At 66.9% G+C, this 24,932-nt stretch carries 29 protein-coding genes and 1 other RNA gene; 11 read left to right on the top strand and 19 right to left on the bottom strand.

Annotated features, from left to right (window positions below):
- The first annotated feature begins 28 nt into the window (after positions 1 to 28).
- From M1L58_RS18175 to M1L58_RS18160, 4 genes are all read left to right on the top strand, one after another.
- Entirely contained in the window at positions 29 to 952 is a 924-nt protein-coding gene (locus M1L58_RS18175) for a metal ABC transporter substrate-binding protein (RefSeq protein WP_248659955.1), read from the top strand.
- On the top strand, positions 949 to 1,722 hold the full coding sequence (locus M1L58_RS18170; protein WP_248659954.1) for a metal ABC transporter ATP-binding protein: 774 nt from the start codon (positions 949 to 951) through the stop codon (positions 1,720 to 1,722). Before M1L58_RS18175 ends, M1L58_RS18170 begins: the two co-directional genes overlap by 4 nt.
- On the top strand, positions 1,719 to 2,594 hold the full coding sequence (locus M1L58_RS18165; RefSeq protein WP_248659953.1) for a metal ABC transporter permease: 876 nt from the start codon (positions 1,719 to 1,721) through the stop codon (positions 2,592 to 2,594). Before M1L58_RS18170 ends, M1L58_RS18165 begins: the two co-directional genes overlap by 4 nt.
- 131 nt (positions 2,595 to 2,725) lie before the next feature.
- Positions 2,726 to 2,881 carry a DUF6131 family protein gene (locus tag M1L58_RS18160; RefSeq protein WP_248659952.1) on the top strand — a complete coding sequence of 52 codons (156 nt, stop codon included), beginning with the start codon at positions 2,726 to 2,728 and terminating at the stop codon, positions 2,879 to 2,881.
- A 120-nt stretch (positions 2,882 to 3,001) separates the two neighbouring features.
- Here the strand turns inward: M1L58_RS18160 and ssrA are convergent.
- The 3 genes from ssrA to M1L58_RS18145 form a co-directional block, all read right to left on the bottom strand.
- Positions 3,002 to 3,377: a transfer-messenger RNA gene (gene ssrA / locus M1L58_RS18155) on the bottom strand.
- Positions 3,378 to 3,440: 63 nt separating this feature from the next.
- Positions 3,441 to 3,608 carry a hypothetical protein gene (locus tag M1L58_RS18150; protein ID WP_248659951.1) on the bottom strand — a complete coding sequence of 56 codons (168 nt, stop codon included), beginning with the start codon at positions 3,606 to 3,608 and terminating at the stop codon, positions 3,441 to 3,443.
- Positions 3,605 to 4,150 carry a TetR/AcrR family transcriptional regulator gene (locus tag M1L58_RS18145; RefSeq protein ID WP_248659950.1) on the bottom strand — a complete coding sequence of 182 codons (546 nt, stop codon included), beginning with the start codon at positions 4,148 to 4,150 and terminating at the stop codon, positions 3,605 to 3,607. Before M1L58_RS18145 ends, M1L58_RS18150 begins: the two co-directional genes overlap by 4 nt.
- A gap of 152 nt (positions 4,151 to 4,302) precedes the next feature.
- Between M1L58_RS18145 and M1L58_RS18140 the strand changes: the two genes are divergently transcribed.
- Entirely contained in the window at positions 4,303 to 4,662 is a 360-nt protein-coding gene (locus M1L58_RS18140; protein ID WP_248659949.1) for a hypothetical protein, read from the top strand.
- Between the two features lie 18 nt (positions 4,663 to 4,680).
- On the opposite strand, the gene smpB is transcribed toward M1L58_RS18140, so the two are convergent.
- From smpB to M1L58_RS18105, 7 genes are all read right to left on the bottom strand, one after another.
- Entirely contained in the window at positions 4,681 to 5,157 is a 477-nt protein-coding gene (smpB, locus tag M1L58_RS18135; protein WP_006865498.1) for an SsrA-binding protein SmpB, read from the bottom strand.
- 87 nt (positions 5,158 to 5,244) lie between these two features.
- Positions 5,245 to 6,153, bottom strand: a complete 909-nt coding sequence (ftsX, locus tag M1L58_RS18130) for a permease-like cell division protein FtsX (RefSeq protein WP_154884861.1) — start codon at positions 6,151 to 6,153, stop codon at positions 5,245 to 5,247.
- Positions 6,154 to 6,208: 55 nt separating this feature from the next.
- On the bottom strand, positions 6,209 to 6,895 hold the full coding sequence (ftsE, locus tag M1L58_RS18125; RefSeq protein ID WP_005198440.1) for a cell division ATP-binding protein FtsE: 687 nt from the start codon (positions 6,893 to 6,895) through the stop codon (positions 6,209 to 6,211).
- A gap of 89 nt (positions 6,896 to 6,984) precedes the next feature.
- The gene (locus M1L58_RS18120; RefSeq protein ID WP_248659948.1) at positions 6,985 to 7,482 is read right to left on the bottom strand and encodes a hypothetical protein; all 498 of its coding nucleotides are present in this window, start codon (positions 7,480 to 7,482) and stop codon (positions 6,985 to 6,987) included.
- Positions 7,482 to 8,447, bottom strand: coding sequence for a mechanosensitive ion channel family protein (locus tag M1L58_RS18115; RefSeq protein WP_006865495.1), 966 nt, complete (start codon positions 8,445 to 8,447; stop codon positions 7,482 to 7,484). The genes M1L58_RS18120 and M1L58_RS18115 overlap by 1 nt, the downstream gene beginning before the upstream one ends.
- On the bottom strand, positions 8,444 to 9,559 hold the full coding sequence (gene prfB, locus M1L58_RS18110; protein ID WP_248659947.1) for a peptide chain release factor 2: 1,116 nt from the start codon (positions 9,557 to 9,559) through the stop codon (positions 8,444 to 8,446). The genes M1L58_RS18115 and prfB overlap by 4 nt, the downstream gene beginning before the upstream one ends.
- A gap of 30 nt (positions 9,560 to 9,589) precedes the next feature.
- Complete coding sequence (locus tag M1L58_RS18105; RefSeq protein WP_248659946.1) at positions 9,590 to 9,991, bottom strand: hypothetical protein; 402 nt, start codon at positions 9,989 to 9,991, stop codon at positions 9,590 to 9,592.
- 19 nt (positions 9,992 to 10,010) lie between these two features.
- Between M1L58_RS18105 and hisN the strand changes: the two genes are divergently transcribed.
- Positions 10,011 to 10,832 (top strand): histidinol-phosphatase, encoded by an 822-nt coding sequence (hisN, locus tag M1L58_RS18100; RefSeq protein WP_248659945.1) that lies wholly within the window; start codon positions 10,011 to 10,013, stop codon positions 10,830 to 10,832.
- Here hisN and M1L58_RS18095 read toward each other — a convergent pair.
- Positions 10,829 to 11,488, bottom strand: a complete 660-nt coding sequence (locus tag M1L58_RS18095; protein WP_248659944.1) for an MBL fold metallo-hydrolase — start codon at positions 11,486 to 11,488, stop codon at positions 10,829 to 10,831. The genes hisN and M1L58_RS18095 overlap by 4 nt on opposite strands.
- An 18-nt stretch (positions 11,489 to 11,506) precedes the next feature.
- Positions 11,507 to 11,965 carry a DUF2752 domain-containing protein gene (locus M1L58_RS18090; RefSeq protein ID WP_248659943.1) on the bottom strand — a complete coding sequence of 153 codons (459 nt, stop codon included), beginning with the start codon at positions 11,963 to 11,965 and terminating at the stop codon, positions 11,507 to 11,509.
- Positions 11,966 to 12,126: 161 nt separating this feature from the next.
- On the opposite strand from M1L58_RS18090, the gene M1L58_RS18085 reads away from it, so the two are divergent.
- Both M1L58_RS18085 and M1L58_RS18080 read left to right on the top strand, forming a co-directional pair.
- Complete coding sequence (locus M1L58_RS18085) at positions 12,127 to 13,494, top strand: acyl-CoA dehydrogenase family protein (protein ID WP_248659942.1); 1,368 nt, start codon at positions 12,127 to 12,129, stop codon at positions 13,492 to 13,494.
- A 27-nt stretch (positions 13,495 to 13,521) separates the two neighbouring features.
- A complete protein-coding gene (locus M1L58_RS18080; protein WP_006865488.1) occupies positions 13,522 to 14,745 on the top strand; it encodes an acyl-CoA dehydrogenase family protein in 1,224 nt (407 codons plus the stop codon).
- Positions 14,746 to 14,823: 78 nt separating this feature from the next.
- Here M1L58_RS18080 and M1L58_RS18075 read toward each other — a convergent pair whose 3' ends face one another.
- From M1L58_RS18075 to M1L58_RS18050, 6 genes are all read right to left on the bottom strand, one after another.
- Positions 14,824 to 15,204, bottom strand: a complete 381-nt coding sequence (locus M1L58_RS18075; protein WP_006865487.1) for a fluoride efflux transporter FluC — start codon at positions 15,202 to 15,204, stop codon at positions 14,824 to 14,826.
- The gene (crcB, locus tag M1L58_RS18070) at positions 15,189 to 15,653 is read right to left on the bottom strand and encodes a fluoride efflux transporter CrcB (protein ID WP_248659941.1); all 465 of its coding nucleotides are present in this window, start codon (positions 15,651 to 15,653) and stop codon (positions 15,189 to 15,191) included. The genes M1L58_RS18075 and crcB overlap by 16 nt, the downstream gene beginning before the upstream one ends.
- 15 nt (positions 15,654 to 15,668) lie before the next feature.
- The gene (locus M1L58_RS18065) at positions 15,669 to 16,151 is read right to left on the bottom strand and encodes a DUF6790 family protein (protein WP_248659940.1); all 483 of its coding nucleotides are present in this window, start codon (positions 16,149 to 16,151) and stop codon (positions 15,669 to 15,671) included.
- Between the two features lie 14 nt (positions 16,152 to 16,165).
- Complete coding sequence (locus tag M1L58_RS18060) at positions 16,166 to 18,046, bottom strand: propionyl-CoA synthetase (RefSeq protein ID WP_248659939.1); 1,881 nt, start codon at positions 18,044 to 18,046, stop codon at positions 16,166 to 16,168.
- A 148-nt stretch (positions 18,047 to 18,194) separates the two neighbouring features.
- Complete coding sequence (locus M1L58_RS18055) at positions 18,195 to 18,806, bottom strand: MSMEG_1061 family FMN-dependent PPOX-type flavoprotein (protein WP_248659938.1); 612 nt, start codon at positions 18,804 to 18,806, stop codon at positions 18,195 to 18,197.
- 20 nt (positions 18,807 to 18,826) lie between these two features.
- Complete coding sequence (locus tag M1L58_RS18050) at positions 18,827 to 19,426, bottom strand: universal stress protein (RefSeq protein WP_282578857.1); 600 nt, start codon at positions 19,424 to 19,426, stop codon at positions 18,827 to 18,829.
- Between the two features lie 168 nt (positions 19,427 to 19,594).
- Here M1L58_RS18050 and M1L58_RS18045 point away from each other — a divergent pair, with 168 nt between their 5' ends.
- A complete protein-coding gene (locus M1L58_RS18045) occupies positions 19,595 to 20,764 on the top strand; it encodes a sensor histidine kinase (protein ID WP_248659936.1) in 1,170 nt (389 codons plus the stop codon).
- Positions 20,761 to 21,447 (top strand): response regulator, encoded by a 687-nt coding sequence (locus tag M1L58_RS18040; RefSeq protein ID WP_248659935.1) that lies wholly within the window; start codon positions 20,761 to 20,763, stop codon positions 21,445 to 21,447. The genes M1L58_RS18045 and M1L58_RS18040 overlap by 4 nt, the downstream gene beginning before the upstream one ends.
- A 113-nt stretch (positions 21,448 to 21,560) precedes the next feature.
- Here the strand turns inward: M1L58_RS18040 and M1L58_RS18035 are convergent, their stop codons facing one another.
- Entirely contained in the window at positions 21,561 to 22,796 is a 1,236-nt protein-coding gene (locus M1L58_RS18035; protein ID WP_248659934.1) for a helix-turn-helix domain-containing protein, read from the bottom strand.
- A gap of 163 nt (positions 22,797 to 22,959) precedes the next feature.
- On the opposite strand from M1L58_RS18035, the gene M1L58_RS18030 reads away from it, so the two are divergent.
- The gene (locus M1L58_RS18030) at positions 22,960 to 24,798 is read left to right on the top strand and encodes a flavin-containing monooxygenase (protein ID WP_248659933.1); all 1,839 of its coding nucleotides are present in this window, start codon (positions 22,960 to 22,962) and stop codon (positions 24,796 to 24,798) included.
- Positions 24,799 to 24,932: the final 134 nt, after the last annotated feature.

The raw sequence follows: 24,932 nt of genomic DNA, 5'->3' as shown, positions 1-24,932 counted from the left end.
TTCGGATAACCGAAACTATAGTGTCGGCATGCCCAAGGTGCACGCGCGTCGACTGCTGTCCGTCGGGGCGCTGATCCTTGCCCTGTGCACGGCCATCTCCGGCTGCACCCTGTCCAGCCGGCTCCCCGACGAGAAGGTCGTGCTCACGACGTTCACCGTGCTCGCCGACATCGCGTCTAATGTCGCGGGAGATCGCCTGCGGGTCGAGTCGATCACCAAGCCGGGCGCGGAGATCCACGGTTACGAACCCACTCCTGGCGACGTACGACGCACCGCGACGGCCTCGCTCGTCGTCGACAACGGACTCAATCTCGAGGCGTGGTTCGGCCAGTTCGTCGACGGGCTCGACGTTCGGCACGTGGTGGCCAGCAACGGCATCGACCCGATCGACATCGCCTCGGATGCCTATGCGGGCAAACCGAATCCGCATGCGTGGATGTCCCCGGTCAACGTCGGCATCTATGTCGACAATCTGGTCGAGGCGTTCACCGACCTCGACCCCGAGGGCGCCGAGATCTTCGCGGCCAACGGGGCGTCGTACAAGGAGCAGCTGCAGCAGGTACAAACCGAACTGGTCTCGGCACTCGACGACCTGCCGCCCAACGAACGGGCGCTGGTCACCTGCGAGGGCGCCTTCTCCTACCTCGCGCGCGATGCCGGACTCGCCGAGCGCTACATCTGGCCGGTCAACGCCGAACAACAGGCCACCCCGCAGCAGGTCGCCGCGGCCATCGACTTCGTCCGCACGAACCGGGTGCCGGCGGTCTTCTGTGAGTCAACGGTCTCCGACGCGGCGATGCAGCAGGTCGTCGGCGCGACCGACGCCCGCTTCGGCGGCACGCTGTACGTCGACTCCCTCTCCGAGGCCGACGGCCCGGTGCCCACCTACCTCGACCTGATCCGCCACGACGCCCGGACCATCGTGTCGGGACTGACGGGAGACAACCGATGATCACCTCGCATGCCATCGAGGTCGACGACGTGACGGTGCGCTACGGCCGCATCCTCGCGCTCGACCACGCCTCGGTGCGCGTGCCGACCGGCCGCATCTGCGCGCTCGTCGGCATGAACGGATCGGGAAAGTCGACGCTGTTCAAGACGATCGTCGGGTCGGTCACCCCGACCACCGGCTCGGTCACGCTCGCCGGCAGATCCCCTGCCGCCGCACGCAAATCCGGCCTCGTCGGGTACGTCCCGCAGTCCGAGGACATCGACTGGTCGTTCCCGCTCTCCGTGCGCGACGTCGTGATGACCGGCCGCTACGGCCATCTCGGCTTCACCCGCCGACCCAAGCGCGCCGACCACGACGCCGTCGACGAAGCACTCGCGCGCGTCGAACTCACCGACTACGCCGACCGTCAGATCGGTCAGCTGTCCGGCGGCCAGCGCAAGCGCGCCTTCGTGGCCCGCGGCATCGCGCAGGAGGCCTCGATCCTGTTGCTCGACGAGCCGTTCGCCGGCGTCGACAAACGTACCGAGGCCGCCATCACCGCGTTGCTCCGCGAACTCGCCGATTCCGGCGTGACGATCTTGGTCTCCACCCACGACCTCCAGGTCCTGCCGACGCTCGCCGACGAGGCGATCCTGCTGATGCGCCGGGTCGTCGCGCAGGGCGAGCCGGCCGAGGTCATCACCACCGACAATCTGGTGCGGGCCTTCGGACTCGACCCGCTGGACCGGACCGTACAGACTCCCGGCGACCGCCAGGAGGAAACGTCATGAGCATCGTCGACTACCTCCTCGACCCCTTCGCCTACGCCTTCATGACCCGGGCGCTGTGGGCGACGCTGATCGCATCGGTCGTCTGCGCGCTGTTGTCGTGCTGGCTGGTGCTGATCGGATGGTCGCTGATGGGCGACGCCGTTTCCCATGCCGTACTGCCGGGAGTCGTACTCGCCTACATCGTCGGATTCCCCTTCGCCATCGGCGCGGTGGTCTTCGGGTTCCTCGCGGTGGCGATGATCGGCGCGGTCCGCGACGGCGGCCGGGTGAAGGAGGACGCCGCGATCGGCATCGTCTTCACGTCGTTGTTCGCCCTCGGCCTGGTCCTGATCTCGGTGACACCGAGCCAGACCGACCTGAACCACATCATCTTCGGCAACCTGCTCGGTGTCTCGACCTCGGATCTGATCCAGATCGCGATCCTCGGTGCCATCGTCGCGGTGATCCTGCTGCTCAAGCGCAGCGACTTCACGCTCTACGCGTTCGACCCCACCCACGCCTTCGCCATCGGCCTCAGCCCGAGGCTGTTGGGCGCGGTACTTCTCGCCCTGCTGGCTCTCACCGCGGTGACCGCGCTGCAGGTGGTCGGCATCGTGCTGGTGGTGGCGATGCTGATCATCCCCGGCGCGACAGCGCAACTGCTCACCAACCGCTTCAACCGCATGCTGATCATCGCTCCCGCCACCTCCGCACTGTGCGGCGTCATCGGCCTGTACGTGTCCTACTACCAGGACACCTCACCCGGCGGCATGGTCGTGCTGGTGCAGGGAATCCTGTTCCTGCTCGTCTTCCTGTTCAGTCCGACCCACGGCGTCATCAGCAAGCGACGTCGTCACCGCGAGCACGCCCTCGCCGATGCGTCTGCGGCCTGAGTCCCGGTGACAGCGAGCGGCGTCCGCCACCGGTCGCCGTTTTGCGCACCGCCGGATGTGACGGGGGTAACGTTAGAAGCGCTTGCAGCAGCGTCGAGCGTCCTGTAACTGCGAACTCCGGAGTGTGCGCGGTGATCATCCTCGGAATCATTCTTCTAGTTCTCGGATTCATCTTCGGCATCCCGATCCTGTGGACCCTGGGCATCATCGTCGCCGTGATCGGCGTGATCCTCGCGATCCTCGGAGCCACCGGGCGCGCGGTGGGCGGTCGAGCCCACTACTACTGAGACAGGCATTCGGAGTATCAGCACCGGGCTCTGAGTTCGGGGTCAGCTCGGCTCCTGACCGGCACCTGCACAACCGCTGTACGCAAAGCGCCCCACCTGCGAACAGGTGGGGCGCTCTGGCCGTGGAGCTGCCGGGAATTGAACCCGGGTCCTCCGTCGTGTTGGTAGGGCTTCTCCGTGTGCAGTCCGCTATGTCTCTACTTGGATCTCTCGGTCACGCGAACAAGCCGAGATGACGATCCCAGTCGCTGTTTGATGTTCCGACCTCGCCCGCGACCGGCGAGGACGGTGAGCTCCCTGAGATGATGCCGGCATCCGGATTCGGGAGCACAATCCGGGCCGACAGACTAGCCGTCGCTGATCAGGCAGCGAGGGCGTAGTCGCGCTGATTGGAATCGGCGCTTAATTGGTTGCTGCGACGCTTATACGGTGGTCTCCAGCCTGCACCGACACGCTTCCCCTACCTCGACGCACGTAGTCGAAACCGATCAGCCCCGAGACAGGTACCCGCCGACCGAAGTCAGCGAGTAATTCAGTCTAACAAGTCCGACAGCGGACTTCATTCCCGGTTTCGACGGAGCTCAACCAGCGGGAAGAACGCCAGCTCAACCAGCGGGAGGAACGCCAGCTCAACCAGCGGGAAGAACGCCAGCTCAACCAACGGGAAGAACGCCAGCTCAACCAGCAGGAAGAACGGCGCACGACCAGCGGGAAGAACCGAGCTCAACCACCGGCAAGCACGATCGGCGCGAACATGGCGACGACGCGGTCCTCCCAGTCGTCGCCGACGCTCCCCGACCTGGCCCTTTCCGCGACGAGGGTTCCGACGATGCTGTCTACGAGCGTGTCCGGGTCCACGGTCGTAGCCACGACCCCGCGACTCTTGCCGTCGTCGATGACTCTCGCGAGGTCGGCGCGGTGCGTCGACAGCACCGTGCGAAAGATCTCGGTGAACGCGGGATCGGCGTCGGTGATCAGCGCCGCCATCCCACCGAAGCCGATGCCGTCGGACACCATCGACGCCGCGTGCCGGACCACCCATCGAAGGCGTTGCTCCCCCGACAGTTCGTCGTCGAGACCCGGGGGCGTCCCCACGGCGACGAGCGCCGCGGTGAGCATCTCGTCGCGGTTGCGGTATCGACGGTAGATGGTGGTGCGGGCGACGCCGGAGTGGGCGGCGACGGCCTCGATCGTCACGCCCGACGGCCCCTTCGTGCGCAACAGTTCCAGCGCAGCCGTGACGATCTTCGGACCACTGTCAGCAGGCACGCGGAACCCTTCGCTGTCGGAACCGGCGCTGTCGAGTACCGGTGCTTCAGGAATATCACGACGCACTCAGCCGCTACACAGAGTGTTTCGCTACAGTCGCTGTATCGATACACACTATGTATCGAAACTGTTACCTGAGGAGGTTGTTCGTCGTGCGCTCCGCACCCCGTCCAAGATCGTTTGCCTTCGCCGGTTACCTGGTGATGCTGCTCGGATTCCTGTTCCTGGGACTGTTCGTGATGTCCCTCGCCGGTGGCGTCGATGCACCGTCGTGGATGTTCGGACTCGCCATGGCCGCCCTGTTCGCAGGTGCCCTCACCGCGTTCCGCATGCAGATCCGACTCAGCGAGGCCACCCGCGACAGCGATGTGTACGTGTCGTCGGACCCGCTCACTCCCCCGCTGCGGCGTACCGACGTCGAACAGTACGAACGGACCTACCGGCGCGCACGCGCGACGACCACCGAGATCACACCGGCAACCGAGGGCACGCGCCTCTACAAGGCAGCCTGACCCGACCGAACCGGTCGGTCAGCCCATCCCCTTCACGCGACGGCCGACCTCACGCTCGACCTCACGCTGCGCGGTTCGCTTGGCGATGTCGTGACGCTTGTCGTGGGCCTGCTTACCGCGGGCCAGCGCCAGCTCGACCTTCACCCGACCGTCGTTGAAGTACAGCGACAGCGGCACGAGCGTGAGGTTTCCGTCGCGGATCTTGCCGATCAGATTGTCGATCTCCCGACGATGCATCAGCAGCTTGCGCTTGCGTCGGACCGCGTGGTTGGTCCAGGAACCGTGGCCGTACTCGGCGATGTGCAGGGCGTGCAGCCACACCTCGCCATCGTCGATCGTGGCGAACGCGTCCACGAGTGACGCCTTGCCGGCGCGCAGGCTCTTCACCTCGGTACCGACGAGGGCGATGCCTGCCTCATAGACGTCGAGGATGGCGTAGTTGTGGCGCGCCTTGCGGTTCTGGGCAATCACGTTGCGTCCCTTTTCCTTGGGCATCGCGCACTCACCTCCTCGTGGATCGACGGTTGGCAGGGTCGAATAGACCGTAGTCAAGCGTGTGTGGAACGCCGGCGGCGGGTCCGCTCATTCCCGGACGTACACACGAAGGGTGACATATGCCGTCGCGCCCGCCAACACGATTCCGCCGAGGATCAGCCAGGGCGCCACGAACAAGACATCCGTCAGTTCGATGCGGGCGAAGAAGCTCACGCCGTAGAGCTCCTTCAGCGCCGTGTCGAAGAAGAACTTCTTCGCCAGCAGCAGACCACCGATCGCGAGCAACGCACCGACAAGGGCGGACACCACCGCCTCCAGGAGGAACGGCAGCTGTGTGTACCACCGCGTCGCGCCCACCAGGCGCATGATCGACACTTCGGTACGTCTTGTGAAGGCCGCGATCTGAACGGTGTTGATGATCAACAGGATCGCCGCGACCGCCAGCACCGAGGCGATCGCGAACGTCGCGTTGCGCACCCCGTCGAGCACGCTGAAGATGCGTTGCACCAGCTTGCGGTCGTCCTTGAATGCGTCCACACCCAGGTCTTTTCGGCCCGCGTACTCGGTGAGCACCGCGTCGAACTGGGCCGGGTCGGACACCCGCACCCGCAACGACGCCGGCAGCGTGCCCTCGACGATGTTCTCGGCGAGGTCGGGGTTGTTCGCGAAGATCTCCTTCGCGCGCTTGTAGGCCTCGTCCTTGTCGAGGTAGGTCACCGAGGTGACGCCGGGCTCGTTCTCGAGTCCTCGTCGCAACTGCGCGCAGGGATCGGCCTGACACTGCGGATCGCGTTCGGTGACTTCGGGATTGAGGTAGAACTCCATCTCCACCCGGTCGAGGAAGATCTTCTGGCTCTTGTCTGCCATCTGAATCACCAACAGACCGCCGCCGAACATTCCCAGCGTGATCGCCGTGGTGATGATCATCGCGATGGTCATGGTCGCGTTGCGGCGCAGTCCGTTGAGAACCTCACTGATGATGAAATTCGCTCGCATGCTTGCTCAGACGTCCTTGGGGGTCGTTGTTGGATGTCGGGAGTGGGCTGAGGCGTCAGCCGATTCCGTACACACCCTGCGGGTCGTTGCGCACGAGCTGCCCGTTGTCGAATTCGAGGACGCGACGGCGCATCGCGTCGACGATGTGCCGGTCGTGGGTGGCCATGACCACCGTGGTGCCCCGACGGTTGACGCGGTCGAGGACGTCGACGATCTCCTCGCTGGTCTCCGGATCGAGGTTTCCGGTCGGCTCGTCGGCCAGCAGCACGAGCGGGCGGTTGACGATCGCGCGGGCGATGGCCACGCGTTGCATCTCACCACCGGACAGCTCATTGGGCATGCGGTCGTGCTTGCCCTCGAGACCGACATACTCGAGCACCTCGGGCACCACGCGCTGGATCGTCGACTTCGGTCGGCCGATCACCTCGAGCGCGAAGGCGACGTTCTCGGCGACGGTCTTCTTCTGCAGCAACCGGAAGTCCTGGAAGACACAACCGATCGACTGGCGGAGCTTCGGAACCGAGCGGGCTCGCATCTTGTTGACGTGGAACTCACCGAGGTACACGTCGCCGCTCGTCGGCCGGTCCTCTTTGAGCAGCAACCGGAAGAACGTCGACTTGCCCGATCCGGACGGACCGATCAGGAACGCGAACTCCCCCTTGTCGACCTCGAAGCTCAAATCCTTCAGAGCCGGCCGAGAGGATGCCTTGTACTGCATCGTGACGTTCTCCAGCTTGATCACGATGAGCCAGTGTAACGACGACGCCTGAGAGTCCGTTCAGGCGCAACACGCCGGGTCGAAGAAGGCGCCGACCTGCTGTTGCGCGGAAGTCAGCGTGTCGGAACCGGGGTGGTCGGCGTCGGGGCGCCGAAATTCGGGATCTCGATGCCCGGCAGCCCCGGAATGGTGTTGCGCGGCGCGGACTGCTGCGACGGCGACCGGGTCTCCCCCGGCGGCAGTGGCGCGTCGGTCCCACCCTCGGTCCTGCCGTCGGATCCCGGCTCGTCGGTCGACGACTCCGACGGCGTCTCCGAGGTGGTCTCCTCGAAGGTCGTCGACGGCAGCGGCTCGGTGTAGTCGGGTTCCTCGACGACCTGCGACGTTCTCGGTGCGGGGCGCGGGGGTTCCGGCGAGACGACACCGTAGCGCTGCGAGGTGTAGCCGTAGAGGACGCACAAGAGGATGAAGATGACGAAGAGGATCGCCGTGCTGATGCGGATCGACGTCCCCCCGATGTGCTGATTCCACCGGAAGTTGCGCCGGCGACGACCGTCGTCCGGGCCGTCCGACCCCGACTGGCCGGACTGGTGTTCCTGGGATCCGGCCATCACTCGTCCTCGTCCCGATCGCGACCGGTCTGATCGGCCAGGGTCGCCGGCGGTCCGCCCGCGGCCTGGACCTCGCGCCCAGCGGGCACCGTGATCCCCTCGCGGGCGAGGGCCCGGATGATGTGGACGCGCAGTGCTCGACCCACCTCGAACTGCTTACCCGGCAGGGTCCGCGTCACCATGCGCACGGTGATCGAGTCGAGTTCGAGGCTGATCACGCCCAGCGACGACGGCGCGTCGAGCAGCAGGTCGTGCCAGCGCGGCAGCTCGTAGAACTGGCGGCCGACCCGGTCGAGCGTGTCGTTGACGAGACCGATGTCGGCCTCGGAGGGCACCGGCACGTCGACGACGGCGCGCGCCCAGTCCTTCGACAGGTTGGTGGCCTTGATGATCTGGCCGTTGGGAACGGTGATGACCTCGCCCTCGGTGGTGCGGAGCTTGGTCACCCGCAGGGTCACGTCCTCGACGGTGCCCTCCGCCGGCGCGTTGCCCGTCACGGTCAGGTTCACCACGTCGCCGTAGCCGTATTGCTTCTCGGCGACGACGAAGAAGCCGGCCAGGATGTCCTGCACGATGCGCTGCGCACCGAAACCGAGGGCGGCACCGATCACTGCGGTCGGTCCGGTGAGCCCGCTGAGCGGTATCCCGAACACCCCGAGGATGTGGACGATGACGACGATGGCGATGCCGACGATCAGCGACCACGCCACCACGTCGACCAGCGCCCGTCGATGTTTGGCGTCCTCGGTCTGGACGATCAGATCACTGGTGGAGAACCGCGATTCGACCCGATTGGCGTACTTGCCGGCGAACCACCGGATGACGCGGGCCAGCAGCACCGCACCCAGGATCCAGATGACGATCTCGAGGCCGTTCGTGGCCAGCCAGACATAGACCCGACCGATGAGGATCTCGGTCGGGGACGGCGCAGCGGCCAGCAACTCGGCTCCCGAGGTCACGGTCACGCTTCGGCAGACGCCATCCGCCAGCGGATGCCGGCCTCGATGAACTTGTCGAGCTCGCCGTCGAGCACCGCGGTGGGGTTGTTGTCCTCCACGCCGGTCCGGAGGTCCTTGACCATCTGGTACGGGTGCAGCACGTAGGACCGCATCTGGTTGCCCCAGCTCGAGCCGCCGTCGCCCTTGAGCGCGTCGAGTTCGGCGCGCTCCTCCTGGCGCTTGCGCTCGAGGAGCTTGGCCTGCAGCACGCGCATGGCCGACGCCTTGTTCTGCAGCTGGCTCTTCTCGTTCTGACAGGTCACGACGATGCCGGTCGGGATGTGGGTCAGGCGCACGGCGGAGTCGGTGGTGTTGACCGACTGGCCGCCGGGGCCCGACGAGCGGTAGACGTCGACCTTGATGTCGTTCTCGTCGACGTCGATGTGGTCGGTGGTCTCGACCACCGGCAGCACCTCGACCTCGGCGAACGAGGTCTGACGACGGCTCTGGTTGTCGAACGGGCTGATCCGCACAAGTCGGTGGGTGCCCTGCTCCACCGAGAGGGTGCCGTACATGTAGGGCGCCTTGACGGCGAAGGTCGCGGACTTGAGGCCGGCCTCTTCTGCATAGGAGGTGTCGTAGACCTCGACGCCGTAGCCCTTCCGCTCGGCCCAGCGGATGTACATGCGCATCAGCATCTGCGCCCAGTCGGCGGCGTCGACGCCACCGGCGCCGGAACGGATGTTGACCACGGCCTCGCGGGAGTCGTACTCACCCGCGAGCATCGTCTTGACCTCCATGGCCTCGATGTTGGCACGCAGGCTGGCCCGCTCCTCGTCGGCGTCGGCCAGGGCCGCGGTCTTGTCCTCGCCCTCCTCGGCGTCGGCGAGCTCGTAGTGCACGGGCAGGTCCTCGAGGCGCTGACGCAGCTCGGAGACCTTGCGGAGTTCGGACTGCGCGTGCGACAGCTCGCTGGTGACCTTCTGCGCGTGGTCCTGGTCGTTCCACAGGTCGGGATCCGAGGCCTGCATCTCCAGCTCGTCGATTCGACGACGGAGCTCCTCGAGGTCGAGCACCTTTTCCACGGTGGTCAGGGTGGCGTCGAGGGATTCGAGGTCTGCGGCTACGTCGGGATGCACAATCATCCAGAGTACCGACCGCGGGCCGGGTCAGACAGCGTCAGGCCCCGTGGGCGGCTGCGGATCGGGCAGGACGCCGAACTGCCAGGACGTGACGGCCTTGTGCGGCTTGTAGATCACCGGCAGGTCGTCGCCCACCTGCGGCCACGGATCATCCGGCCCGAGCACGAGGGTTCCGTACACCTCGGACGGGTTGGTCTCGGGTCCGACGATGGTCCCGGTGATGGTGTAGAAGCGCTGACCGTTCTTGTCCGTGGCGCTCTGCGGATCGGACTGGTCGTCGGAGACACCGACGATCGTCAGCGTGCCCTGCACATATTGCGAGGCCTTCCCGGCGGACATGGCCCGCGGGTTGCGTCCCCGCTGCCACTGCATGACCAGCACCACCACCAGCGCGGCGAGCAACAGGGTGAACGTCACGGTGAGCAGCATGAGGGCTACCCTACCGGGCATGTCCGCCGACTCCGGTCCGAAGAACCCCAGCACCTCACAGAGCTACGACGACGACCTCGAACTCGCACTGTCGCTCGCCGATTCCGCCGATGCGCTGACCATGGACCGGTTCGGAGCGGTCGACCTCCGCGTCGACGACAAACCCGACCTCACGCCCGTCTCCGACGCCGACCTCGCCTGCGAGACGCTCATCCGCGAACGGCTTGCCGCCCGCCGGCCCGCCGACATGGTTCTCGGTGAGGAGTTCGGCGGCGACGCCACCCTGTCCGGTCGTCAGTGGGTCATCGACCCCATCGACGGCACCAAGAACTTCGTGCGCGGCGTCCCGGTCTGGGCCACCCTGATCGCCCTGCTCGTCGACGGTGTGCCGACGGTCGGCGTGGTGTCCGCGCCGGCCCTGCGTCGTCGCTGGTGGGCGGCCACCGGGCGCGGAGCCCACACCTGCTTCGACGGCGAGGACGCCCGCGAACTCTCGGTGTCCGGGGTCGGCGACCTCTCCTCGTCGAGCCTGGCCTTCTCGAGCCTGTCGGGCTGGGCCGACCGCGGCATCCGCGACCGCTTCGTCGACCTCACCGACCGGGTCTGGCGCGTCCGCGGCTACGGCGACTTCTTCAACTACTGCCTCGTCGCCGAGGGCGCGGTCGACATCGCCGCCGAACCCGAGGTCTCCCTCTGGGACCTCGCACCCCTCGACATCCTCGTCCGCGAGGCCGGCGGTCGGTTCACCGCACTCGACGGAACCCCCGGCCCGGCCGGCGGCAGTGCCGTCGCCACCAACGGACTCCTGCACGACGAGGTGCTCGCCGCGCTGCGGCCCTAGACCTCCGTACCGGTCTCCTCGTCGAGCACCTTGAACTCGGTCGCGTCGTCCTTCATGTCCGACAGCCGGGCGTAATGGACGGCTGAACCCGCGTCGGACAAGACCGCCTGGTGGATCGGGACCGCGACCCGCGGCGCCATCGCGCGGAGGTAGTCGACGGATTCGCTCAGTTTCATCCACGGCGCCGCCGAGGGCAGCGCGAGGACATCGACGTGCTCGAAGGGGATGTAGAACGAGTCGCCCGGATGCATGAACTGTCCCGGCTTCTCGGCGGTGCCCAGGATGTAGGCGACATTGTCGATGACCGGGATCTCCGGGTGGATGACCGCATGCCGCCCGCCGGTGAATCGTGCGGTGAGCGAACCGATCTCGATCTGGTCACCTCCCTGTGCCGCGGTCCAGGCGCCGGCCACGTCGTCGCCGTTGAGCTGTGCCGTGGTCTGCGGGTCGGCGTAGAGGACGGCGTCGGGGTTGGCCGCGACGAGGTCGGGCAGCTTGGCGACGTCGCAATGGTCGGGGTGCTGATGGGTGATCAGGATGGCGTCGAGACCGCTGATGCCCTCGAAGCCGTGCGAGAAGTTGCCCGGATCGAAGAGCACCTTGGTCCCGTCGATCTCGACGAGCAGACAGGAATGGCCGAAGTGGGTGATCTGCATGCATCCACTCTGCCTTCTTCACACCACGATCGGGAAGATCCCCCAACCCGCCGCGGCATCGACGATGCGCACCAGTCCGTAGGTCAGCCACGCCCCCAGGAGGATGGCGCCGGCACGACCAAGCACCACGTCGCGCCAGCCCTCGAGCGGAGAACGCCTCCGCCGCACCAGGGTTGCGACCGCGAGGCTGACGGTGACGATCGTCAGGATGAGCAGGATCGGACCGAAGACATTGAACCGGAACGACGCCCCGATGTCGCCGTGCATGAACGCCACCCAGCTGCGGGTGAGCCCACACCCCGGGCAGGGCAGGCCCGTCATGAACGCGAACGGGCAGATTCCCGGTCCCTCGGCGATGCCGGCGGGAGTGAACGCGCAGGCGGCTCCGACCGCCGCGGCACCGGACAGTCCCACGACCGCCGCGCCGAGTGCACCGGTCGGCGATAAGCGCAGGTCGGAGCGGGCTTCCACGGACACCCGGCCAGCCTAGCGCGCAGGCCGTACGACGGCGTCGGACAAGTAGGTGACAAACTTCTTACTACGGAGTAAGGTTTGGACTTACTACCGAGTAAGATCGGTCCGTAAAAACTCGTGCAGAGGACCCTGATCGGGGCTACTGGAAGAAACGGCTGGTGATCATGACAACTCACACCGAACCGCGCGACACCTCCGCAGTCGGCCGAAACCCGCATCCCCGCAACTTCATCGGCACCGCGATGCGTGTGCTGTCGACGGTGACGGGTTCGGAGTTCGCCGACAAGTACAAGATCCGCGAGCCCATCAACCGCGTCGCCTACCAGGCCACCAAGACCGGGTTCCAGACCCTCGGTGCGGCGAACCGCGCGTTCAAGGCTGTCCAGGGCGGTTCGGGCGACGCCAAGCGTCTGACCACCGCACCCAAGGACTACTTCAACCTCACACCTGACGACGAGCAGCAGATGATCGCGGAGACGGTGAAGGACTTCGCCACCGAGATCCTGCGCCCCGCCGCGTACGACGCCGATGCCGCGGCCACCGCGCCCGAGGACATCGTCAAGCGCTCGGCCGAGCTGGGCATCACCATGATCAACGTGCCAGAGGACTTCGACGGCGCGGCCACCGAGCGCGGCGTGGTCACCAACGCACTCGTCGCCGAGGCGATGGCCTACGGCGACATGGGACTTGCGCTCCCGCTGCTCGCACCCAGTGGCGTGGCCACCACCCTCACCAACTTCGGCACCGACTCCCAGCAGCGCACCTACCTGCCCGACTTCGCCGGCGAGAACGTGCCGCAGTCGGCCGTCGTCATCGCCGAGCCGAGGCCGCTGTTCGACGCATTCTCGTTGAACACCAAGGCAACCCGTGTGCCGAGCGGCTATCGCCTCAACGGCGTGAAGTCGTTCGTCCCGGCCGCCGGCTCGTCGGAGCTGTTCATCGTCGGCGCCCAGCTCGACGGCAAGCCCGCACTGTTCATCGTCGAATCCGACTCCAAGGGACTGATCGTCGAGGCCGACCCGGGCATGGGCGTCCGCGCCGCCGGCATGGGCCGCCTGCTCCTGCAAGATGTCGCCGTTCCGGAATCGGCACTGATCGCCGGCGAGGGCGACGCCACCGGCGCCGCCTACCGCGACGTCGTGCGCCTCTCGCGTCTGGGCTGGTCGGCGTTGGCCGCCGGCACCGCGCGGGCCGTCCTCGACTACGTCATCCCCTACGTCAACGAGCGCGAGGCCTTCGGCGAGCCGATCTCCAACCGCCAGGCGGTGGCGTTCATGGTCGCCAACATGGCGACCGAGGTCGACTCGATCCGGTTGGTCACGCTGCGCGGCGCCGCTCGCGCCGAGCAGGGCCTGAGCTTCGCCCGCGAAGCCGCCCTCGCCCGCAAGCTGACGAGCGACAAGGGCCTGCAGATCGGCCTCGACGGGGTCCAGCTCCTCGGCGGTCACGGCTTCACCAAGGAGCACCCGGTCGAGCGCTGGTACCGCGACCTGCGCGGCGCAGGTATCGGCGAAGGCATCGTCGTCCTCTAGACCGCCTCCTGACCCAAGGAATCTGACATGAGCATCAATCTCGAACTCCCGAAGAAGCTGCACGTCACCATCGATCAGGCACATCAGGCGGCGGCGGAGATCTTCCGACCCATCTCGCGCAAATACGATTTGCGCGAACACGATTACCCGGTCGAGCTCGACACCCTGGCCAGCCTCTACGACGGCCTCTCGGAGACCGGCCAGGCCGGTGCGGGCGCCGACGGCGGTCGCAGCCAGCAGAAGAAGGCCAAACCCAAGGCTGAGGGCCAGGTCGTCAACGGCGGCAACATGCAGTCCGTCGTGAACGTCATGGAGACCTCGTGGGGCGACGTCGGCCTCATGCTCTCCATCCCCTATCAGGGCCTGGGCAACTCGGCGATCGCCGCGGTCGCCACCGACGAGCAGCTCGAACAGTTCGGCAAGGTGTGGGCCGCAATGGCGATCACCGAACCCAGCTTCGGCTCCGACTCGGCCGCGGTGAGCACCACCGCGACCCTCGACGGCGACGAGTACGTCATCAACGGCGAGAAGATCTTCGTGACCGCCGGCTCGCGCGCCACCCACATCGTCGTGTGGGCGACCGTCGACAAGAGCCTCGGCCGTGCCGCCATCAAGAGCTTCGTGGTTCCGCGTGAGCATCCCGGTGTGGAAGTCGTTCGCCTGGAACACAAGCTGGGCATTCGCGTCTCCGACACCGCGGTCATCCGCTTCGAGAACTGCCGCATCCCCAAGGAGAACCTGCTCGGCTCCCCCGAGGTCGACACCAAGAAGGGCTTCGGCGGGGTCATGCAGACCTTCGACAACACGCGTCCCCTCGTCGCGGGTATGGCCGTGGGTGTCGCGCGTGCGGCGCTCGAGGAGCTGCGTCGCATCCTCGACGAGGCCGGCATCGAGGTCGACTACGACCGCCCGGCCGCCGACCAGCACGCCGCGGCCGCCGAGTTCCTGCGCATGGAAGCCGATTTCGAGGCCGCCTACCTGCACACCATGCGTGCTGCGTGGATGGCCGACAACAAGCAGCCCAACTCGACCGAGGCGTCGATGTCGAAGGCCAAGGCCGGACGCACCGTCACCGACATCACCAACAAGGTGGTCGAGCTGACCGGCACGCTCGGCTACTCCGAGCGCCTGCTGGTGGAGAAGTGGGCGCGTGACTCGAAGATCCTGGACATCTTCGAGGGCACCCAGCAGATCCAGAACCTCATCATCGCCCGCCGCGTGCTCAACAAGAGCAGCGCCGAGCTCAAGTGAGCGCCTGACGCAACAGCATTCGGCCCCGCCACCTCATCGAGGTGGCGGGGCCGATTCGCTGTCGAGAGACGGCTCGCCTCAGACCGCCCAGACCACAGCCAAACCCGCTGCGCACGCCGCCGCCGACACGAGCAGGGTGAGGACTGCGTACGCACCGGCGACCAGTCGCTGTTTGTTCTCCGCCAGGCGGACGACCTCGAAGCTGGCGGTGCTGAAAGTCGTGTAGCCACCGCAGAATCCGGTCCCGATGATCGCCTGCAGTTCATGCGGTGCACCGTGGAACAGCACCAGACCGGCGAGTACACCGAGCAGCGCCGAACCGCTCACGTTGATGACGAAGGTGCCCCACGGGGTGATGGTCGGCCACTTCCACTTGACCGCGCCGTCGACGACGAAGCGCGTCACCGCGCCCAGCGCTCCCGCAACCATCACGGCCAGGGCGATCAACGTCGTGCCCATCGAGTCGCGAACCCCGAGGCGAGCGCGATGCCACTGGCTGCCGCCAGCAGACCGAGGACGACGCTGACCACCGCATACGCGAGTGCGGTCACGACCGCCGAGGCTCGTGTCAGTTCCGAGATCTCCAGTGCGAAGGTGCTGTAGGTCGTCAGCGCCCCGCAGATGCCGGTACCGCCGAAGAGCCTCACCCGCTGACGCCACCCCTCGTCGTGCCCGAGGCGGGCCAGCAGTTCGAGGAGCGCACCGAGGACCAACGCACCGATGACGTTGACCGCGAAAGTCGCCCACGGCCAGTGCCCCTCGGCGGAGGGAAACGTCTCCTCCGCCCAGTACCGCACGCCCGTACCGATCAGCCCGCCCGCGAACACCCACGCCAGAGCGTGCACGCGCAGGTGCAGCGGACGTTCGTCGGGGTCGACGGGGAGTTCGTCGTGCTTGTCCACCTGCACGCGACCCAGTCTGCGCTAGGTGACGACGGTGTACAACACGATCAGGTAGACCGGCACCAGGACGTCGAAGAAGAAGATCGGTCCGGCGTTGCCCGGCTTGAAGTTTCGCCTGGTCACCATCTCTCGCACGTGCCCGACTGCGGCGCCCAGGTAGAACACGGAGAACGCGATGATCGTGGCCAGGGTGAACTCGTCGCCGAACCCCGACGCGATCACACCCAGGACACCGGTGGCGAGACTCGCGAGCCCGACCTCCCACTGCCAGGGCGTCTTCGACGGCCAGCCGATCGAGTCCGCGATCGGCTCACCGAAGAACATGTGTCCACAACCGGTCATCCAGCCCTGCACGCCGATCATCCACAGCACCGAGTTCTCGAGCAGATCCCGGCCGAGGTCACCTCCCGGTGACAGCGCATCGATCACGGTCATGACGACCGTGCCGACGAGTCCGACGAAGGGGACGACGGCTATCGCGATACGGAGGATGCGGTCGCGCACGGCGTCGGACCTTCTCAGCCCTTCAGCTGTTCGGCGAGCGCGGTCAGCACGTCCGGGTCCTCGATGGTCGACGGAACCGTGTACTCCTCGTGATCGGCTATCTGGCGCATCGTCTTGCGCAGGATCTTGCCCGACCGCGTCTTCGGCAAGGCGGGCACCACGGTCACGTCGCGGAAGGTTGCGACCGCGCCGATCTCCTCGCGCACCTTGGCCACGAGTTCACTGCGCAGCGTGTCGGCCTCGATGTCGACGCCGGACTTGAGCACAACATACCCGCTCGGCCGCTGCCCCTTGAGGTCGTCGTGGATGCCGATGACCGCGCACTCGGCGACGGCCGGGTGCGACGCCACCACAGCTTCGATACTTCCGGTCGAAAGGCGGTGCCCGGCAACGTTGATCACGTCGTCGGAGCGGCCGAGGACGAACACGTAGCCGTCTTCGTCGACGTAACCGGAGTCGCCGGTGAGGTAGTAACCGTCGAAGGCGGCCAGGTAGGACTTGCGGTAGCGGTCCTCGTCGCGCCACAGACCGGCGAGCGTCCCCGGCGGCAGCGGCAACTCGATGACGATGCTGCCCTCTTCCCCGGCCGACACCGGCTTGCCCTCGGCATCGACGACGCCCACGGCATAACCCGGTACCGGCACGGTGGGCGAACCCGCCTTGATCGGCATCGGTTCCAGGCCACGGAGATTCGCCGCGATCGCCCAGCCGGTCTCGGTCTGCCACCAGTGGTCGACGACCGGGACGCCGAGGGTGTTCGACGCCCAGGTGAAGGTGTCGGGGTCGAGTCGCTCGCCTGCGGCGAACAACGTCTGCAGGGACGACACGTCGTACTTCGCCAGCTCTTCGGCGTTCGGGTCGGCTTTGCGGACGGCGCGGATCGCGGTCGGTGCGGTGAAGAGCGCCTTGACGCCGTGGTCGGAGATGACCCGCCAGAAGGCGCCTGCGTCCGGGGTTCCGACCGGCTTGCCCTCGTACATCACGGTCGTCGCACCGACGAGCAGCGGCGCATAGACGATGTAGGAGTGGCCGACGACCCAGCCGACGTCGGAGGCCGTCCACCAGACGTCGCCCGCGGAGATGTCGTAGATGTTCTTCATCGACCAGGTCAGCGCGACGGCGTGGCCTCCGTTGTCGCGGACCACACCCTTGGGCCTTCCGGTGGTGCCGGAGGTGTAGAGGATGTAGAGCGGATCGGTCGCGGCAACCGGTACCGGATCGGCGGCCTGCGCGTCGGCCATCGCCGTGTCCCAGTCCAGCCACCCGTCGTGATCGGCAGCGGAACCGGCGATCTCGGGACGGTCCTTGACGATGACGGTCTGCGGCGCGTCGGCCGACAGTTCGATCGCCTTGGCCACCATCGGCAGGTACTCGACCGCGCGTCCGGGTTCGAGACCACCGGAGGCGGTCACGATCGCGACCGGCTCGGCGTCGTCGATTCGGGTGGCGAGCTCGGGTGCGGCGAAGCCGCCGAAGACCACCGAGTGCACGGCACCGATCCGCGCGCAGGCCAGCATCGCGATGGCGGCCTCCGGGATCATCGGCATGTAGATGACGACGCGATCGCCGGAGGTGATGCCGCGGGCGGCGAGGACGCCCGCGAACCGGGACACCTCGTCCAGCAGTTCGGCGTAGGTGTAACGGCGGACCTCGCCGACCATCGCCGAGTCCCAGATGAGGGCCGTACGGTCACCCTGTCCGGCCGCGACGTGGCGGTCGAGGGCGTTGTAGGAGGTGTTCAGCTCGCCGTCGGGGAACCAGCGGTAGAACGGCGCGGCCGAGTCGTCGAGGGCGCGGGTGGGCTCGGTGGTCCAGTCGACGGCCTTCGCGGCCTCGAGCCAGAAGCCTTCCCGATCGTCGACGGCCTGGGTGAATGCTTCGCTGTACTGGCCCATGGCCATCCTTTCGTCCGCGCGCTCATGGCGGGACACCCTCACGTGTCGCGCCGCCCCTAGAGCGTATCGGTGTGACGTCCGACACCAAATCGGGTCGCGTGACCTGCGCCGACCGGTCGCCCACGCGCGACGAACGGTCGTCGAAGGGCTAGTACAGGATCTTGCGGAAGTTCTCCTCCGAGTACCGCCTCTCCAGCGCCGCCTCGTCGACCTCCGGCATCACCTGTTTCGTGATCGCGGCGGGCGACGGCAGCACGTCGGGGGTCCAACTCTCCGGTTTCCACAGATCCGACCGCAGGAACGCCTTGGCGCAGTGGAAGAAGACCTCTTCGACGTCGATCTCCACCGCGAGGATCGGCCGCACGCCCTTGACCGCCAGGTCGTCGAAGTAGTCGCCATCGTCGACGATGCGGGCCCGGCCGTTGACCCGCAGCGTGTCTCCGCGCCCGGGGATCAGGAAGACCGTGCCCGCGTGGGGATTTCGAAGGATGTTGAGGTACCCGTCGACCCGCTTGTTACCCGGCCGCTCGGGGATGGCGATGCGGGAGTCGTCGACGACGTGGACGACCTTTCCCCGCGGGTCGCCCTTGGGGGACACATCGATCCGACCGTGTTCGTCCGAGGTCGCCAGGAAGACCATGGGAGATTCGGCGAGCCACTCTCGGTGGATCTCCGACAGGGTCGGCTTCACCTTGTTGCGGACCAGATCGACCGGATGCCCGACGATCTCCCGAAGACGTGCCTCGTCGGTGATGTGCATGAGCACATCCTGTCACGCGATCAGTGAACGGCGAGGCCTCGTTGCGGCACAACCCAGCCCGGTACTCGGCGGACGGTCCGCAACGACGCCGCGCGCGTGGTGGTCTGGCGACGATGATGGGTGACCCCGTTAGTGACAACGAGATCAACCCCGTCGCCGAGGCGTCGCGCAAGTGCACGCGCGGTCGAGCCCGGACGGCCACTCGCCGTGCCGAGCACTACCGTCCCGACGTCGAAGCGGTCCGCGGCGTGTTCCACCACGGTCACCGGATCTCCGTAGCCGGTGTGGGTCACCACCGACCGGGCACCGAGCCAGATGGCCAGTTCACGTGCGGTCCGCATTTGCTCGGCGACCGCGGCCTGTCCGGTGAGCAGGTACGACTCATCCTTGAGTGCATCGTGGAGTGCGGTCGGGGCCTGCTCGCGCCGGCTACGTCGTGTGGCGCAGACCAGGATGAGGTCAGCTGTTCCGCCGGTTGCCTTCACCGCGGCCTTCAGGGCCCGGCGCGACGCCTCGCTACCGGACACCCCGACGAGCACAGGCCGTCGCGTGGACAGCCCGGGTGGTTCCGATACAGCGGGCGACGCGACCCATCGCGAGCCGTTGCCTCCTGGGAGCATCATCATCTCGTCCTCTCTCTGATGGTGGAAACGTGCTGCTCACAACGCTATGGAGACGTCGGCGCCGAATCGCCATGCCGCGGGATGAACCGCTCTCCACCCGTGGGTGGAGAACAGAATCCATCGACGGGCGGAGGTGGGGACCGGCTGCGGACCTATCCTGGAACGGTGACGAGCTTCACAGCAGCTCTCGGCGCCGAGTTACGCCGCCGGGTCGAACGGGCCGGCGGGGACTACCCGCCGCTGTACCCGGCGGTCATACTGTCGGCGAGCGTGGCCGTCACGGTGGTCTCGGCGGCCCAGCGATACCCGTTCGAGCATCCCGGCTGGGTGATCGCGGGACTCGTGCTCGCATGCGCCACTCTCGTACTCGATCTCAGCGTGCCGCCGTCGACCTACGTCTGCTTCACGGTCCTCGCGAGCACTCTGTGCTTCCTGATGGTCCCGGTACCCAACGATGCCGCGCCCCTTCAGCTGATCCTCACGGCGGCAATCGGCGCCGCGATGTACTCGCTGCGCACCGGAATCCGCGTCGCGGTGCTGTGCGTCGCGTTGGTCGTCGCGTTCGGCATCCTCGGTGACCTCGGGTCCCCCGCGTTGTACGCGCTGGGCGTCGCCTGCGGGTGGCTGATCGGCTATATGGTCCCGATCCAGAAACGCCTGTCCGACAACCGCGCCCGCGTTCTACGTGAGCGCGCCGATCGCGCCGCCAGCGATGAACGGCGCCGCATCGCCCGGGAGATCCACGACGTCATCGCGCACTCGTTGTCGATCACCATGCTCAACGTCACCGGCGCGCGGCGAGCCCTGGAACAGGATCGCGACGTCGACGAGGCGATCGACGCCCTGACCGACGCCGAACGCCAGGGCCGCCAGGCCATGTCCGAGATCCGGAACATCGTGCACGTGCTCGGCGCAAACGAGGAGCAACCGCCCACGACGCCGGCCGGCGACCGCGATCTCGCCGCACTGATCGACGACTACCGGAAGGCGGGCATCCACGTCTCCTACCGCGTGGACGGCGACCTCGCCTCACTCCCCGATCCGGTCGCCGCGGCGCTGTACCGGATCACCCAGGAATCCCTCGCCAACGTCGTCAAACACTCGACCGCCAACCGGGCCACGGTGAGTGTCACCGTGGGTGACTCGGTCGAGATCGCCGTCGAGAATCCACATCTCGGTGGACCGGCGAGAGACCGCGACGGCGCCGGGATCGACGGCATGACGCAACGGGCCGCTCTGCTCGGCGGTACCCTCGAGACCTGCCACGACGACGGGACCTGGGAAGTACGGGCCTCGCTGCCGACCCGGGTCATGACCGACGGGCTCGGCGTATGACCACCATCGGTCCCACCGACATCGACGCCGATCCGATCCGTGTACTGCTGGTCGACGACCAGGAACTGATCCGCACCGGATTGCGACGCATCCTCCGGCTCCGCGACGGGTTCGACATCGTCGGCGAATGTGCCGACGGCTCAGAGGTTCTCGCGGCCGTGACCGAACACCGGCCCGACATCGTGGTGATGGACCTGCGCATGCGCAACATCGATGGCATCACCGCCACGACGATGCTACGAACACTTCGCGAACCGCCGCCGGTGCTGGTGCTGACCACCTTCGACGACGACGATCTGCTGTCCGGTGCACTGCGAGCGGGTGCTGCGGGTTTCATCCTCAAGGACTCGCCTGCTGAGGCGCTGATCTGGGCAGTAAGAGCCGTCGTTCGCGACGGCGCTTTCCTCGATCCCGCCGTCACCGAACGCGTGCTGAACGGTTTCCGACGGGCCGGACGCGAACAGACCTCGACCGCACCGGACCTGACCGAACGCGAGACCGACGTCCTGCGCCTGATCGCTCGCGGTCTGACGAACGGAGAAATCGTTTCAGCACTGGGTATTTCGCAGGTGACGGTGAAGAGCCACGTGAACCACATCTTCACCAAGCTCGACCTACGGGACCGCGCCGCGGCGATCGTCTACGCCTACGACCGGGGACTCGTCCTGGCCGAATACGACTGAGCGGGCCGCTGGGATCCGCGCCTGAGCTGGGCCCGTGAGCTGCGCCCTCAGCAGGGTCGTCGACGACGATGTGTCCGCCGTACCGTCACAGAAGGTCTTTGCGGAGGTGGTCTTCAGCCGACCAGGCGGACCTCGACGCCGTCGGCGAAACGGTACGGTCCCGCCATCAACAGACCACCGAAACGCTTGCGCAGCCTCGACATCTCGGCGCGGACGGTCACCGTCCGGTCGTCGACGCCGAAGAGGTGGGTCGACATCTGTGCCGCGGTGACCCCGCTGCGGTGTCGCGCGAGATAGGTGAGGATGTCGCCGTGGCGGGGCGAACACCGGTGGGTCCACCCGCCGCTGGCTCCCTCGACCGAGACCTCGACGGACTCTCCCCCGGCGGCGGTCATCACCGTGCGCATGGAAACCCGCGTCGTCGACCTATCCGCGGCGTCGGCCACGCGCACGAGCCAGCCGCCCGGTAGCGCCTCGACGTCACATTCGCCGAGTGCACCGAAGAAGGACCGGCCCGGTCCGACGCCACGCGGCAACACCAGCCGCGAACGCGGGGACACCGCATCCACGGCTGCCACCCACCCGTCCACGTCGACGGCCAGCGCCGGCCCCGGCGAGCGGGCGAGAATCGGTGCAGCCACCGCCCGGAGACAGTCGAGCCGTCGGTGATGCTGTTCCCGCAACTGCGACTCCGCCAGTCGGGCCACTGCATGCACGAGAGCCAGCGTGGTCGGGTGGATCGTCGCAGCCGGACCGCTGACGTCGACGACGCCCAGCATCTCCCCGGTACGCGGGTCCTTGATCGGCGCGCCGGTGCACGTCCACGAGTGATGACTTCGGACGAAATGCTCGGCGGAGAACACCTGGATGGACCTGCCGGACATCAGGGCGGTGCCGATCGCATTGGTGCCCACCGAGCCCTCAGCCCAGTCGGCGCCCTCGATGAACCCCAGCTGATCAGCACGATGCAGCACTCTCGACGACCCGCTTCGCCACAGCACGTGACCCCGCGCATCGGCGATGACCAGAATGTTGTCCCCGTCGGCGATGAGCGAGTCCAGATTGCGAGCGAGTTCGTCGACGACCTCGTGCAGTCCCGATTGACGCCGCCGCTCTTCGAGTTCCTCGACATCGAGGCCCCGCTCGACCGCAGTGTCGGCGTCCGGCGACAGACCTGCCCTGCGGAGCCGCTGCCACGAGTCGTCGATGACGGCCCGCGGACGAGCCGGCATCCGCCCACCCGACATCGCCGCGTCATGGACGGCGCTCAGGACGTGGGCGAACTCCCGCGGATCGTCGCCGGCCTGGACGGCAGGCTCCAGATCGGAGACATGGTCGGAAATCGTCATCACGACGATTGTGCGCCACGTCACAGTACCGGTGCAACGAGGGGGTAGGTCGCAACGGGCTGCAACCCTTGCCGCGGTGGGCACCCGGGGCGTCTGCTGTCCTCAGCAACACTGTGGCCCGCGTCACTATCGGCGGCCACCCCGAACTGCACGAGGAGAGACCATGACCCAGACGATGGAGCCGGTTGTCAGCACCGGCCGCACCCCGCAGCAGCGCGTCGACGCGTGGCTGGAGGAGTTCGAAGCCGCGCTGGCCGCACTGGATGTAGGGCGTGCGACAAGTGCGTTCCTCACTGACAGCTACTGGCGGGATCTCACGGCCTTCACCTGGAACATCAAGACCGTTGAGGGACACGAACAGATCAGCGACATGCTGACCGCACGTCTGGCCGACACCCGTCCCGCCGGCTTCGCGACGACCGAGGACGCCACCGACGACGGGGACGGCGTGGCGTCGGCCTTCCTCTCCTTCGAGACCGCAGTCGGGCGCTGCGAGGGCCATGTGCGCATCCGCCCGGACGCCGACGGCATCGACCGCGCCTGGACGCTCCTCACCACGATGCAGGAGCTGAAGGGATACGAGGAGAACCGCGGCCCCACCCGCGTGCTCGGGGCCGTGCACGGCTCCGATCCGGACACCCGCTCGTGGGCCGAGAAGAAGGCCGACGAAGAACGTGAACTCGGTCGGACTGCACAGCCCTACGTCCTCGTCATCGGCGGCGGACAGGGTGGCATCGCGCTCGGAGCGCGCCTCCGTCAGCTCGGGGTGCCGTCGATCGTCGTGGACCGCCATGAGCGCCCCGGCGACCAGTGGCGCAAGCGATACAAGTCGCTGTGCCTGCACGATCCGGTCTGGTACGACCACCTCCCTTACCTCCCCTTCCCGGAGAACTGGCCGGTGTTCGCTCCCAAGGACAAGATCGGTGACTGGCTCGAGTTCTATACCAAGGTCATGGAGGTCCCCTACTGGAGCAAGACCACCTGTCTCTCGGCGAACTACGACGAGGAGAAAGAACGCTGGACGGTTGAGCTCGACCGCGACGGCGAACGACTGACACTCCACCCGACGCAGCTCGTGCTCGCTACGGGTATGTCCGGCAAGCCCTCGATCCCCACGGTTCCGGGGCAGGACATCTTCGCCGGCGAGCAGCACCACTCCAGTCAGCACCCGGGCCCGGACTCCTACGCCGGCAAGAAGGTCGTCGTGATCGGATCGAACAACTCCGCCCACGACATCTGCAAGGCGCTCGTCGACAACGGCGTCGACGCCACGATGGTGCAGCGCTCGTCTACACACATCGTGAAGTCCGATTCGCTCCGGTCGATCGCTCTGGGTGGGCTCTACAGCGAGGAGGCTGTCGCCTCGGGTATGACGACCAAGAAGGCCGATCTCACCTTCGCCTCGCTGCCCTACCGGATCATGCACGAGTTCCAGGTGCCGGTGTACAACCAGATCCGCGAGCAGGACAAGGAGTTCTACGACCGCCTCGAGGCCGCCGGCTTCAAACTCGACTTCGGCGACGACGACTCGGGCCTGTTCATGAAGTACCTACGACGCGGCTCGGGCTACTACATCGACGTCGGCGCCAGCGAGCTCATCGCCAACGGCACCATCAAGCTCGTCCAGGGGCAGCTCGACCACCTCACCGAGAACTCGGTCGTCCTGGCCGACGGCACCGAGCTCGAGGCCGACGTCGTCGTCTACGCAACGGGATTCGGATCGATGAACGGCTGGGCTGCCGACCTGATGGGACAGGACGTCGCGGATCGCGTCGGCAAGGTCTGGGGTCTGGGCTCCGACACCACGAAGGACCCCGGCCCGTGGGAGGGCGAGCAGCGCAACATGTGGAAGCCGACGCAGCAGCCGGGCCTCTGGTTCCACGGCGGCAATCTGCATCAGTCCCGCCACTATTCGCTGTACCTGGCTCTCCAGCTGAAGGCTCGTTATGAGGGCCTCGACACCCCGGTCTACGGACTGGCCGAGGTCCATCACCTCAGCTGAGTACGTGCAGACGACGAATGCCCCGTGACCAGAAGGTCGCGGGGCATTCTCTTTGTCTGTGGTGTGCCGACGGGCTCGGGGTTTCGTAGAAGATATGCGCGCTATAGCCGCAGTGTTTCTACATTCTGGCGGGT

This window comes from Gordonia sp. C13 (assembly GCF_023218005.1).
Taxonomy (GTDB): domain Bacteria; phylum Actinomycetota; class Actinomycetes; order Mycobacteriales; family Mycobacteriaceae; genus Gordonia; species Gordonia namibiensis.
This window is presented reverse-complemented; position numbering and strand designations above follow the sequence as displayed.

Coding starts and splice junctions, on each gene's coding strand:
- M1L58_RS18030 (WP_248659933.1), top strand. CDS start 22,960: ATGACCCAGACGATGGAGCCGGTTGTCAGCACCGGCCGCACCCCGCAG.
- hisN (WP_248659945.1), top strand. CDS start 10,011: ATGTCCGCCGACTCCGGTCCGAAGAACCCCAGCACCTCACAGAGCTAC.
- M1L58_RS18095 (WP_248659944.1), bottom strand. CDS start 11,488: ATGCAGATCACCCACTTCGGCCATTCCTGTCTGCTCGTCGAGATCGAC.
- ftsX (WP_154884861.1), bottom strand. CDS start 6,153: ATGCGAGCGAATTTCATCATCAGTGAGGTTCTCAACGGACTGCGCCGC.
- M1L58_RS18040 (WP_248659935.1), top strand. CDS start 20,761: ATGACCACCATCGGTCCCACCGACATCGACGCCGATCCGATCCGTGTA.
- M1L58_RS18060 (WP_248659939.1), bottom strand. CDS start 18,046: ATGGGCCAGTACAGCGAAGCATTCACCCAGGCCGTCGACGATCGGGAA.
- M1L58_RS18120 (WP_248659948.1), bottom strand. CDS start 7,482: ATGGCCGGATCCCAGGAACACCAGTCCGGCCAGTCGGGGTCGGACGGC.
- M1L58_RS18165 (WP_248659953.1), top strand. CDS start 1,719: ATGAGCATCGTCGACTACCTCCTCGACCCCTTCGCCTACGCCTTCATG.
- M1L58_RS18105 (WP_248659946.1), bottom strand. CDS start 9,991: ATGCTGCTCACCGTGACGTTCACCCTGTTGCTCGCCGCGCTGGTGGTG.
- M1L58_RS18085 (WP_248659942.1), top strand. CDS start 12,127: ATGACAACTCACACCGAACCGCGCGACACCTCCGCAGTCGGCCGAAAC.
- M1L58_RS18050 (WP_282578857.1), bottom strand. CDS start 19,426: ATGCTCCCAGGAGGCAACGGCTCGCGATGGGTCGCGTCGCCCGCTGTA.
- M1L58_RS18035 (WP_248659934.1), bottom strand. CDS start 22,796: ATGACGATTTCCGACCATGTCTCCGATCTGGAGCCTGCCGTCCAGGCC.
- M1L58_RS18075 (WP_006865487.1), bottom strand. CDS start 15,204: ATGGGCACGACGTTGATCGCCCTGGCCGTGATGGTTGCGGGAGCGCTG.
- M1L58_RS18055 (WP_248659938.1), bottom strand. CDS start 18,806: ATGCACATCACCGACGAGGCACGTCTTCGGGAGATCGTCGGGCATCCG.
- smpB (WP_006865498.1), bottom strand. CDS start 5,157: ATGCCCAAGGAAAAGGGACGCAACGTGATTGCCCAGAACCGCAAGGCG.
- M1L58_RS18175 (WP_248659955.1), top strand. CDS start 29: ATGCCCAAGGTGCACGCGCGTCGACTGCTGTCCGTCGGGGCGCTGATC.
- M1L58_RS18170 (WP_248659954.1), top strand. CDS start 949: ATGATCACCTCGCATGCCATCGAGGTCGACGACGTGACGGTGCGCTAC.
- M1L58_RS18080 (WP_006865488.1), top strand. CDS start 13,522: ATGAGCATCAATCTCGAACTCCCGAAGAAGCTGCACGTCACCATCGAT.